General features: G+C 72.2%; 1 protein-coding gene (cut by a window edge). It reads left to right on the top strand.

Translation table 11 applies throughout. From position 1 onward, the window contains the following. Window positions 1-13,478: the 3' portion of a protein-glutamine glutaminase family protein gene (locus tag ACF1BH_RS07140; RefSeq protein ID WP_391641400.1), read on the top strand. Its footprint begins 25,501 nt before the window's first position; the window shows 13,478 of its 38,979 coding nt (coding positions 25,502-38,979); the start codon falls outside the window, past its left edge; the stop codon is at window positions 13,476-13,478.

Genomic DNA, 13,478 nt, shown 5'->3' with positions numbered 1-13,478 from the left:
TGGAGGAGCACGGTTTCAATCTCCTGGACCTGATCATGCGCAGCGGAGGCGAAGCGCCGCACATCGTCTCGCTGCTCACCGCGCTCCACGCCTGGGACGCCGGGTTCGACGAACTCACGTCATTCCTCGGATACCTGGCGGTGCACGACCCGCAGGCGCCCCCGCCGAGTTCCACAAGTTACGAGCCCGCAGCACCCTGGCGCATCCGGCAGCTGTGGGAGTACGCGGTCGCGCACCGCGACACCCTCACCCCGATCGTCCACGCCTGGCGCGCCCAGGAACTGGAAATATCCCAGGAACGGTTCGACGCGCTCCATGACGCGGCCTCCTGGTTCCACGCCCGGGAACTGGTCAACCTCACCCATCTCCTCGACCTCCCCCCTGCGGCACGGCCCCAGCTGGTCGATCTCGCCGAGCAGCTCCGTACCGTGCCCCGCACCCTGCTCACCTTGAACCTGACCGGCGAGGACGCGGCACACCTCGTGACCCTGGCGCTCGAAGTGCGCGCCGTTCCCCTGGCTCTGGCCCAGGTCGCGGAGGCGTACCGCACGACCCCGCAGGAGCTGGTGGCATCCGACGCTCAGCGGCGGGCCGGGCTCGCCTCCGGGATTCTCCGCTGGCCCCCGATCATCGGCACCGACCCCGAGGCCGAGCGTCGCCGGACGAGCCTGAACCACGCGCTCACCCGCGTGACCAGGGCCCTGTTCACGGAAGGGCCCGCAGCGGCGCACGCCGCGGCGGAAGCCGCCTCACGAGCGCAGCGCGCGGAAGACCTCGCCGCACTCCCCCCGCAGGTGCAGAACCTGCTCACCGAAGACCAGCGCGCCGCCTTCCTCGCCGGCAAGCCGGTGACCCTGACCGACGAGCAGCGCACCCGACTGCCCGACGGCGCACCCGACACCGTCGCCTCCTGGATCGGCACGGAGGACCGGCGCATACAGCGCCGCGTGGGCGGCACGCCCCGTGATCGGCGCGGCCACTCCGCCCCGGAGAACTCGGCGAACCAGGCAGGCGGCTCCGGAAGCCGCAGCACCACCACACCGCATCACCAAAACCCCGGGGAGAGCTCTGCCTCCACCCCGGCGCCGGCGGTGCACCCCACCCAGGAGCTGGTGGGCCTCGCCCATGCCCTCGGCCTCCCCGGAGAGTCGTGGCCCCAGCTGGTCGCCCTCGCCGAACAGCTCGGTGCCGTACCGCACGACCTGCGCGCCTTCGGCCTGACCGGGCAGGACGCGGCACGCCTCGTGTCCCTGGCCCAGGCGGTGGGCGGCGTACCCCGTGCACTGGCCGAGGTCGCCGCGGCCTGCAACATCACCCCGCAGGCCGTGCTGGCCTTCGGCGGGCAGGCACTGCCCCGGATGGCGTCCCAGTTCCTGCGCTGGCCCGCGGTCTTCGGCCGCTACAACGATGCCGAGGCCATGCGTCGCCGGGCGGGGCTGGGCAACGCGGTCGACTACGTGACGAGGGCACTGTTCCTCGGCGGCCTGACAGCGGCGAGCCAGACGGCGGCGGCCGTCTCGCACCATCAGCGTGCGGAGGACTTCGCCGCCCTGCCCCGGCAGGTGCAGCACCTGTTCACCGCCGAGCAGCGCACCGCGTTCCTGGCGGGCGAGGAGGTGACGCTCACCGAGGAACAGGCAGCCGCGTTCCGCGCCGCCGGTCCCGTAAGGCTCACCGAGAGCCAGGCCGCCACACTCCTCGCCCGCCAACTCGTCACGCTCACCGCCGACCAGCGCACCGCACTCCTCACCGGTCAACCCGTCACGTTCGCCGACGACCAGCGCACCGCACTCCTCGCCAGCCGCTCCTTGGCCCTCACCCATGGACAGCGCACCGCAGTCCTGACCGGCCGGCCCGTCACGTTCACCGAAGAGCAGCGCGCCTCCTACCTCGAAGCCGAATCCACCACGCTCACCCCCGCACAACGCACCGCGTTCCGCGACGGCCAGATCGTCACGCTCACCCCCGCGCAGCACACCGCGCTCCTCCACAGCGCCTTCGTCACACCGACCGACGAGCAGCGCGCCGCACTCCTTGCCGGCGAACCCATGACCCTCATCGACGAGCGGCGCAGCGCCTTCCGCGCGGGCGAACGCATCCGGCTCGCCGACGAGCACCGGACCGGCCCGACCCACCATGCGACGATCACCCTCGTGTCCTGGATCGGCACGGAGGACCGCCGCATGCAGCGCCATGTGGACCGCCGCACCCCCGTCGCCCAGTTCGACGAGGAAGGCGGGCTGATCGACCCGTCGGCGGCCGGCACCGGTCTCTTCCCGCCGCTCTACACCAGCATCGTCGAGCTGCCCGGATACAGCGTTGCTCCCCCTCCGGCACGGGATGACCTCGCGCCGCTGTCCGTATCCGGCGTGGTCGCGTCCGACCTGCGCCGGGAGCACGATGCCGTGCTCGCGGGCTTCACGACCGAGGAGGTGCTGCGCCTGGGCACCCTGCACCACATGCTCGACATCTCGATGAACGAGTTCGTCGCACTGGCCCGGGCCACGGGTGAGGTCCCGGATCCGGAGACGCTCCAGGAGTCGCTCGACGCCCTCGGGCTGAGCGACCACCCCCACGCCCTCCACCAGGTCCTCAGCCGCTTCCCCCTGCGGCTGGACACGCTCCATTCCCTCGCCGCACCAGAAGCGCTGAGGGTGCTGTTCGCCCCGCTGGCCGACCGGGAGATCCAGGAGCCCGAGCCGGAGGTGCAGCGGATCGTCGAAACGCTCGGCGCACTCGCCCAGGCGCCCGCCCGGCAGGGCAGGGCGTCCGGCATGCACTGGTCGGAACAGCCGGGACTGCTCGACGACGAACAAGCCGCCATCGAGCGCTTCTGTGCCGTCTTCGGCCTCCCCGACCCTGCGGAGCACTGGCAAACCCTCCGGGACTTCGCCGTCCTGGCGAGGGCCTACACGCCGCAGGACCGTGCCTGGCTGTTCCGGTCCCTGTCCGATCCCGCGTTCACCGGCCCCGGCAACGCCGCCGAGCGGCGGTGGACCGGACGATGGCTCTCGCCGCTGCACGTCTTCCACCTGATGTCCCGGCACCCGTTCGACGAGATGCGCCACGAGGACTTCCCCGCCTTCCTCGACCGGATCGACAACACCGCGGCCATCAGGGCAATCATGATGAGGGAAGAAATCCAGCAGGAGCTCCCGCTGCCCCCCGGCGGGGAGGAGCTGATGTCGGCGATCGAGGCGGAGATCGCCTCCCAGGCCGGCCAAATCGGCAACACCGGAGGCAACCGCAGCGCCGACGAGTACCAGGAACTCCTTGAGAACGACATCACGTTCGCGGAGATCGCCGACTACGTCCACGGCGCCGGGGCCCACACCGACCTGATCCACGCCCTCTACGAGTACAGCGCGAGCGTCGAACGGCCCGTGGTGGACGAGGTCCGCGCACTCGCCGAAGAGCTGCGCGTCGATCCCGGCGTGGCGTTCAACCTCCTGTACGTCGCCGACACCCTCGGCCTACGAGGCGAACAGCGCAACCTGCTCGAAGCGTTCAAGGACTACCTCCAAAACCTCGCGGAGCAGGGCGACACCCTCGTCGACTGGCGGGGTGAGGAATTCGAACCGCTGCTGAACGAGCTAGGTTTCGATGCCCTGGACGTGACCATGCGCGACGGCAACGAAGCCCCCCACGTCATCTCGCTGCTCACCGCGCTCCACGCATGGGACATCGGCTTCGACGAACTCGCTTCGTTCGTCCGGTACCTGGCGGTTCACGATCCGCAGGCACCCCCGCTGAGCCACGACGCCACAGAGGCCGGGCGGCTCCGTCAGCTGTGGGAATACGCCGTCGGGCGCCACGACGGCCTTCTCCCGGCCGTCGCCGCCTGGCGTGCCCAGGATCTGGGGCTGACACCGGAACGGTTCCGCGAACTCAGCGACGCGGCCCGCCACCCCTGGTTCCACGCCCGGAACCTGGTGGCCCTCGCCCACGTCCTCGACCTCTCCCCGGAGGCGCAGCCCCATCTGACCGACCTCGCCGCACAACTGCGTACCGTGCCCCGCACCCTGCTCGCCCTGGACCTGACCGGCGAGGACGCGGCACACCTCGTGCGTCTGGCACAGGAACTGGGCGCCGTTCCGACGGCTCTGGCCCAGGTCGCGGAGGCGTACCGGACGACTCCGCAGGAGCTGGTGGCATACAGCGCGCAGGAACGGGCCGGGCTCGCGTCCGGGATTCTGCGCTGGCCGCCGGTCATCGGCACCGACGCCGAGGCCGAGCGCCGCCGGACGCACCTGAACCACGCCATCGAGCGCGTGGCGAGGGCGCTGTTCCTGGAAGGACCCGAGGCGGCACATGCGGCGGCGGAGGCCGTGTCACGGGCGCAGCGTGCGGAGGACCTCGCCGCCCTGCCCCAGCAGGTACAAGACCTCCTCACCGAGGACCAGCGCACCGCCTTCCTCGCCGGCGAACCGCTGGCCCTGACCGATGCGCAGCGCGCCGCCCTGACCGGGGACACGTCGGACACCGTCGCCTCCTGGATCGGCACGGAGGACCGGCGGAAGCGGCGTCGCGTGGGCGGCACGCCCCACCACCGGCGCAGCAACTCCGCGCCGGAGAACTCGGCGAACCAGGCAGGCGGCTCCGGAAGCCGCAGCACCAGCGCACCGCACCAGAACTCCGGGGAGAGCTCCGCCTCCACCCGAACCCCGACCGCACACACCGCCCAGGATCTGCGGTTGGGCGTGGCACTGGGGCTGCCGCAGGAATGGTTCCTCGCACTCAGCGACCCGGCGCGCCACCCCTGGTTCCACGCCCGGGACCTGGTGGCCCTCGCCCACGACCTCGACCTCCCCCGAGAGGCACGGCCCCAACTGGTCGCCCTCGCCGAACAGACCGGTGGCGTACCGCACGACCTGCGCGACTTCGGGCTGACCGGCCAGGACGCGGAACACCTCGTGTCCCTGGCCCAGGCGGTGGGCGGGGTGCCCCGTGCGCTGGCCGAGATCGCCGCTGCCCTGGACGTCACCCCGCAGATCCTGGTGGCGTCCAGCACCCAGGATCTGGACTGGCTCGTGTCCCAGTACCTGCGGTGGCCCGCGGTGCTCGGCCCCCACAACGATGCCGAGACCAACCGTCGCCGGGCAGGGCGGAACCAGGCGGTCACCCAGGTGATGCGGGCACTGTTCGTCGACGGCCTGGCAGCGGCGCGCGGGGCCGCGGTGGCCGCGTCACAGGCACAGCGTGCGCAGGACCTCGCCGCCCTGCCGCGGCAGGTGCAGCACCTGTTCACCGCCGAGCAGCGCGCCGCGTTCCTGGCGGGCGAGGAGGTGACGCTCACCGAGGAACAGGGCACCGCGTACCTCGCCGCCGCACCCGTACGGCTCACCGAGGATCAGGCCACCGCGCTCCTCGCCCGCCGGGTCGTGACGCTCACCGACGAGCAGCGCACCGCATTCCTCGCCGGCGAGCCCGTCACGTTCGGCAACGAGCAGCGCCCCGCCCTCCTCAACAGCGCCTTCCCGCTCGCCCACGGACAGCGCGTCGCCCTCCTCACCGGCCGGCCCGTCACCTTCACCGAAGAGCAGCGCGCCGCCTTCCTGCACGCCGAACGCACGGTGCTCACCAACGACCAGCGCACCGCATTCCGCGACGGCCACCCTGTCACGCTCACCGACGCGCAGCGCACCGCGCTCCTCAACGGCACCCTCGTCACACCCACCGACGAGCAGCGCACCGCATTCCTCGCCGGTGAGCCCATGCGGCTCATCGACGAGCGGCGGGCCGGCCCGCCGAACGCGCCGGGCACCGTCGCGTCCTGGCTCGGCACGGAGGAGCGGCGCCTACAGCGCCCCATGGACTTCCGCAGGGCCTTCAGGGCCATCGACCGCGAAGGCAGGGTGATCAACGCGGTGCCGCCGGCCGCCACCGGTGCGCTCCCGTCGGCCTACGACGACGTCTCCGGGCTGCCCGACTACAGCCAAGCGTCACCGCAGGACGTCGCAACCGCCCTGATCCGGGAGCACGGCGACATCCTCACCGGCTTCACCCCCGAGGACGTCGTACGCCTGGGCACCTTGCACCGCATGCTCGACGTCCGGATGGCCGCCCTCGTCCCCCTCGTCCGCGCCACGGGCGAGGTCCCGTCCCCCGAAACCTTCCGGCAATCGCTCGACGCCCTCGGGCTGCGCAACAACCCCCATGCCCTCTACCAGGTGCTCAGGCACCGCCCCATGCGGCTGGACACGCTCCACTCCCTCGCCGCACCGGAAGTGCTGAGGATGATGTTCGGCCGACTGGTCGACCGGCGGACCCATGAGTCCGACCCGGAGGTGTGGAACGCCGTCGCCTTGCTCGACAGTCTCTCCGGGCGCCCCGCCCAGCAGGGGCGGATCTCCGGCATCCACTGGTCGGAACAGCCGGGGCTGCTCGACGACGAACAGGACGCCATCGAGATCTTCCTCCACATCTTCGGCCTCCAGGTCACCCCGGACCACGAGCGGCTGCTCAAGGATTTCGCCACCCTGGCGGGGGCTCGCGGGCCGCAGGACCGTGCCTGGCTGCTCCGGGCCCTGTCCGACCCCGCGTTCACCGGGCCGGGCCACGCCAACCGGCGGGCGTGGGCCGGACGGTGGCTCTCGCCGCTGCACGTGTTCCACCTGATGTCCTGGCACCCGTTCGACCAGATGCGCCACGAGGACTTCCCCGCCTTCCTCGACCGGGTCGACAACACCGCGGCCATCAGGGCGATCATGATGAGGGAAGAAATCCAGCAGGAGCTCCCGCTGCCCCCCGGCGGGACCGCGCTCATGGCGGCGCTGGAGAGCACCGTCGCCTCCCTGGCGGGCCGCATCGGCAACACCGGGGGCGGGCAGAGCGTCGAAAACTACCGGCGGATGGCAGCGCACCGCATCACGCTCGTGAGCACCGTCGACTACGTCCACCAGGTGGGCGCACCCGACGACCTGATGCACGCCCTCTACCAGTACGGCGTGCAGGTCGGACGGCCCGTGGTGGACGAGGTCCGCGCACTCGCCGAGGAGCTGCGCGTCGATCCTGCCCTGGCGCTCGGCCTGCTGCGCGTCTCCGGCATCCCCGGCCAACACGGCAACCATCACGCCCTGTTCGACGTGTTCAAGGACTACTTCCAGGCCCTCGCGGAGCAGGGCGGGGCCCTCATCCGCTGGAACTACCAGGACCTCGCGGATCTGCTGGTACAGCACGGCATCAACGGCCTGGCCCTGGGCACGGGCGACAGCGGCGAAGCCGCCCACGTCGCCTCGCTGCTCACCGCGCTCCAGGCATGGGACGTCGGTATCGAGGAGCTCCCGGAACTCGCCGCGTACCTGGCGGCCCACGTCCCGCAGGCACCCGGCCTGCCGGAGAACGGCTACCTTGAGGCACCACGCGAACAGCGTCGCGCACTGTGGCGGTACGCCGTCGTGCACCGCGACACCCTCGCCCCGGCCGTCGCCGCCTGGCGCGCCCGGGAACTGGGGCTGACACCGGAACGGTTCCGCGAACTCAGCGACGCGGCCCGCCACCCCTGGTTCCACGCCCGGGACCTGGTGAACCTCGCCCGCAAGCTCGGCCTGCCCCACGAGTCGCGACACCAACTCACCGCCCTCGCCGAGCAGTTGGCTTCCGTTCCCCACACCCTGCGTGCCGTACGCCTGACCGGCCGGGACGCGGCACACCTCGTGGCCCTGGCCCAGGAACTGGGCGGGGTTCCCCACGCACTACCCCAGGTCGCGGAGAGCCACCACACCACTGCGCAGGAGCTGATGGCGGCCGGTGCACGGGGACGCATCCGGCTGGCGCTCCAGATCCTGAAGTGGCCCGCGATCCATGGTGCCGACGCCGACCGACGCCGGACGAGCCTGGCAGACGCGGTCGACCAGGTGGCGAGGGCGCTCCTCCTGGAAGGCCCCGAGGCAGCACGCACAGCGGCGGAAGATGCCTCACGGGCGCAGCGTGCGGAAGACCTCGCCGCCCTGCCCCAGCAGGTGCGGGACCTGCTCACCGAAGAGCAGCGCACCGCCTACCTCACCGGCGAACCCGTCACCCTCACCGACGAGCAGCGCGACAGCCTGCCCGAAGACACACCGGACACCCTCACCCCCCGGATCGGCACCGAAGACCGGCGCGCACAGCGCCGCGAGGACGACGTCCGCGCACTCGCCGAAGGGCTGGACGTCGCTTCGGACCTGGCGTTCGGCCTGCTGCACGTCGTCGACCTCCTCGGCCTGCAAGGCGAACAGCACGACCTGCTCCACGTGTTCGGGGGCGCCTTCCACGACCGCGTGACGCACGGCGAGCCCGTCCTTCCCCGGAGGGACCTGGACTTCGGCGCGCTGCTGGCCGAGCACGGCATCAGCGTCCCCGACCTGATCACGCCCGACGGAACCGAAACCTCCCACGCCCTCGCCCTGCTCACCGCGCTCGACGCATGGGACGTCGGCATCGAGGAACTTCCCGAACTCGCCGCATACCTGGCAGTTCACGACGTACAAGCACCCCAGCTGCCGGAGCACAGCTACGCCGAAGCGACACCCGAACAGCGCCGCGCTCTGTGGCGGTACGCCACCGAGCGCCGCGACGCCCTCGCCCCGGCCGTCAACGCCTGGCGCGCCCGGGATCTGGGACTGACACCGGAACGATTCCAGGCACTCGACGACGCAGCGTCCTGGTTCAACCCCAGAGACCTGGTGCGCCTCGCCCACGACCTCGATCTGCCCGACGAGTCGCTGCCCCAACTGCTGGCCCTTGCCGAGCAGTTGGGATTCGTGCCGAACGCCCTGCGTGCCGTGCACCTGACCGGCCGGGACGCGGCACGCCTCGTGACCCTGGCCCAGGAACTGGGCGCCGTTCCGGTGGCGCTGCCCCAGGTCGCGGAGAGGTACCGCACGACTCCGCAGGAATTGCTGGCGGCGGGCGCGCACAGGTCCCTCTGGCTGGCGCTCCAGGTCCTGCAGTGGCCCCCGTTCCACGGTGCCGGCGCCGACCACCGGCGGACGAGCCTGGGCCCCGTGATCGACCAGGTGGCGAGGGCGCTCCTCCTGGAAGGCCCCGAGGCAGCACGCACAGCGGCGGAAGATGCCTCACGGGCGCAGCGTGCGGAAGACCTCGCCGCCCTGCCCCAGGAGGTGCGGGACCTGCTCACCGAAGAGCAGCGCACCGCCTACCTCACCGGCGAACCCGTCACCCTCACCGACGAGCAGCGCGACAGCCTGCCCGAAGACACACCGGACACCCTCACCCCCCGGATCGGCACCGAAGACCGGCGCGCACAGCGCCACACGCACGCCGTCCGCGCACTCGCCGAAGGGCTGCACGTCGACCCGGTATCGGCGGTCAGCCTGCTCCACATCGCCGACCTTCTCGGCCTGGAGGACGAACAGCATGACCTGCTCCACGTGTTCGAGGGCTACTTCCGCAACCGCCCGGAGCGCGACGAGCCTCTCCTCTACTGGAGCGGTCGGGGCTTCGGCGCGCTGCTGGCTCAGCACGGCATCGACGTCCGGGAACTGATCACGCACGGCGGAGCGGAGGCCTCCTCCATCACCTCGCTCCTCACCGCGCTGCACGTCTGGGACGCCGGTATCGCGGAGCTTCCGGAGCTCGTCACCTACCTGACGGTTCACGACTCTCAGGCGCCCGAGCTGCCGGAGGACGGCTACCTCGCGGCAACGCCCGAACAGCGCCGCGCGCTGTGGCAGTACGCCGCCGAGCACCGTGACGTCCTCGTCCCTGCCGCCGCTGCCTGGCACACCGCCAAGGCACTGAGCCTGGAGCTGGGGCTGCCCTGGCAACGGTTCGTCGCGCTCAGCGACGCGGCCCGCCACCCCTGGTTCCACGCCCGGAACCTGGTGGCCCTCGCCCGTGTCCTCGAGCTCCCCCAGGAGTCCGTACCCCACCTGGTCGACCTCACCGAACAGCTCCGTACCGTGCCGCAGGACCTGCTCGATCTGGGCCTGACCGGCCAGGACGCGGCGCACCTCGTGACCCTGGCCCAGGAACTGGGTGGCATCCCGCGGGCGTTGGTCCAGGTGGCGAGGGCTTACGGCCTCGCCCCGCAGGAGCTGGTGGCGGCCGACGAGCAGGAGCGGGCCTGGCTGGCGTCCCAGGTCCTGTGGTGGCCCTCGGTCTTCGGCCCCCATGGTCATGCCGAAACCGCCCGTCGCCGGGCGGGGCTGGACCACGCGGCCGGCCGGGTGGCGAGGGCACTGTTCCTCAACGGTCTGGCAGCGGCGCAGGACGTGGCGGCTGCCGCTTCGCGCCACCAACGTGCCGAAGACCTCGCCGCCCTGCCCCGGCAGATGCGGCACCTGCTCACCGAAGAGCAGCGCGCCGCCTACCTCACCGGCGAACCCGTGGCACTGACCGACGAGCAGCGCGACAGCCTGCCCGAGGGCACACCGGACACCCTCACGCCCTGGATCGGCCCGGCGCAGGAAGACCTTGCACCGTTGCCGGTCGTCGACGCTGTCGCGTCCGCCCTGCACCAGGGCGACCGCGAGGTGCTCAGGGACTTCACCGCCGGGCAGATCCTGCGCCTGGGCACCCTGCACGACATGCTGGACGTCCGGATCGGCGGCCTCGGCCGCCTTGTCCACCTCACCCGCATCACCGGCGAAGTCCCGGCCCCCGAGGCCCTCCGGGAATCACTCGACGCCCTCGGACTGAACGAGAACCCCCGCGCCCTCCACCAGGTCCTCAGCCGCTTCCCCCTGCGGCTGGACACGCTCCGCTCCCTCGCCGCACCGGAAGTGCTGAGGGACCTGTTCGCCCCTCTCGCCCACCGGGAGATCCAGGAGTCCGACCCGGAGATACGACGGATCGCCGCCGCGCTCGGCGAACTCGCCCGGGCCCCGGAGCACCAGGGCACGCTCTCCGGCCTCCACTGGTCGCTGCAGCCGGGGCTGCTGGACGACGAACAAGCCGCCATCGAGCACTTCCTGCACGTCTTCGGCCTCCCGGTCACCCCGGGCTACGGGCGGCTGCTCAAGAATTTCGCCGTCATCGCGCGGGCCTACACCCCGCAGGACCGGGCCTGGCTGTTCCGGGCCCTGTCCGACCCCGCGTTCACCGGCCCCGGCAACGCCGCCGAGCGGCAGTGGACCGGACCGTGGCTCTCGCCGCCGCAGGTGTTCCTCCTGATGGCGGAGCACCCGTTCGACGAGCTGCGGGGCAGGGACTTCCTCGACTTCGTCGACCTGATCGACACCACCGCTGCCCGCAGGGCGGTCACGCGGAGGATCGACATCCGCGACGAGTACCAGGTGGCCCCCGGCGGGCACGCGGTCACGGGGGTGATGGAGTGGGAGATCGCCTACCGGGCAGGCCGCATCGGCAATGCCGGGGGCGACCGGAACGTCGAGCACTACGACCGTCTGACCGACATCGGCATCACGCTCATCGACATCGCCGAGTACCTCCACGGGAGCGGTGCGCACAGCGACCTGATCCACGCCCTCTACGAGTACAGCGCGCGCGCCGAACGGCCCGTGATCGACGAGGTCAGCGCACTCGTCGAAGGGCTGCGCGTCACCCCGGCCGTGGCGTTCACCCTGGTGGAGATCGCTGACTCCCTCGACCTGCAGGGCGAACAGCGCGATCTGATCCGCGTGTTCGCGGGCCATCTCCAGGACCGCGAGGCGCGGGGCGACCAACTCCTCGGCTGGCAGCGTGAGCACTTCGCACCGCTGCTGGAGCAGCACGGCGTCGATCTCCAGCGGCTTGTTGCCGAATCCAGGCGAAGTGAACGCACCTTCGTCGTCCTGCTGCTCACCACGCTCCGCACCTGGGGCGTGGGGATCGAGGAACTTCCCACGCTCGCGGAATACGTGGCACAGACGGGGCGGCGAACGCCCCACCTGGTGAACGACAGCTACGGCAGCACGACGCTCCTGCAGCGCCGCAGGCTGTGGGTGTACGCCACCAGTCGCGCCGAGGCCCTCCTCCCGGCCATCGCCACCTGGCGCGCCAGGCAACTGGGACTGAGCCGGCAGCGGTTCGCCGAGCTCGACGACAGGCACCGGCACCCGTGGTTCCACGCCCGGGAGCTGGTGCGCCTCGCCCGCGACCTCGGCCTCCCCGAAGAGTCACGGCCCCACCTGGTGGACCTCGCCGAACAGGTGCAGCAGGTCCCCCGCGCCCTGCTCACCCTGGGCCTGACCGGCCGGGCGGCCGCCCACCTCGTGAGCGCGGCCCAGGCGCTGGGCGAGGTGCCCTACGCGCTGGCCGAGGTTGCGGAGGTCCACGGCCTCACTCCGCGGGAGCTGCTGGCGGGCGGCACGGGACAGCGGTTCGCACTCGCCTCCGCGATCCTGGCGTGGTCGTCCTCGACGCTCTCCGGCACCGACGAGGGGGCCGGCCGACGCCGGACGGCGCTGGGCGCCGCGCTCCGGCAGGTGGAGCGGGCGCTCTTCCTGGAGGGGCCGGCGGCGGCGCACGAGACGGCGGCGGCCGCGTCACGGGCACAGCGGGAGGACGACCTCGCCGCCCTCCCCGAGCAGGTGCGGAACCGGCTCACCGAGGGGCAGCGCGCCGCGTTCCTCGCCGGCGGGCCGGTGACGCTGACCGACCAGCAGCGGACCGGTCTGCCCCAGGGCTCACCGCACACCGTCAGGTCCTGGATCGACGAGGGGATGGACCGCGGCGGCGAGGGCACCTCGCTCCAGGGCGCGGTCACCGTGCCGGGACCGGAGCAGTTCGTGGTCCCGCCGGTGGCGGAGTTCACGCTGCTCCTGCCGCACCACGCCGCGGCGTCACCGCCGCAGACGCTCGCGCCGTCCGCGGCGCCGGCAACCGCGCCGCCGGTGACCGCACCGGCACCACAGGCCCTGTCCGCTCCCGAGGCGCAGGGCCTGGAGCCCGCGGCGGAGCAGGCGCCGGTCGTCCCGGCGCCGGCGCCGCTGCCGCTCGCCAACCTGGGCGCCGCGCCGGGACGCACCCCCGCCGGCCAGGACACCGCCCCGGCCGTTCCCGCCCCCCTGGTGCCGCTCGTCGTCGATCAGGAGCTGATCCACGGACGGCTCCTGGTCACCAGGTGGGCGCCGGCCGGAGCGACGGAAGGTGCCGGAGCTACGGAAGGTGCCGGAGCGGCGCTCGGCAGGATCCGCTACCGGATCGGCACCGTCGACGCCGAGGCGCTGACGGCGGAGAGCCCCGTCACGCCCCTGCTCGCGACGGGCGGCCGGGGCGACGGGCAGCCACCGCGGGTGCTGCACGCGAGCGGCGCGGTGTTCTGGGACGACTCCGACGCCCCGGACGTCGTCAGGGCGCTGGTGCGGCGGCTCGCGGCGCTCACCGCCGACGACGGCCTCGACCCCGGTGCCGACCTGGTGCTCGTCGAGACCGACGGGACGGTGCTGACCTCCGGGATGCTCACGGAGTACGGCTTCGCGCGCCTGGGCGAGAGCACACTGTGGCACCGCACCGGCGCCGAGCTGGTCGCCTCGATGACGGGCAGTCCCCGCCCGGCGAACCTGGTCGTCGAGAACTGCGAGTCGGCGCAGTAG

Origin of the sequence: Streptomyces sp. NPDC014733, assembly GCF_043083385.1 — a bacterium.
In the GTDB taxonomy this organism is placed as follows: domain Bacteria; phylum Actinomycetota; class Actinomycetes; order Streptomycetales; family Streptomycetaceae; genus Streptomyces.
This window is presented reverse-complemented; position numbering and strand designations above follow the sequence as displayed.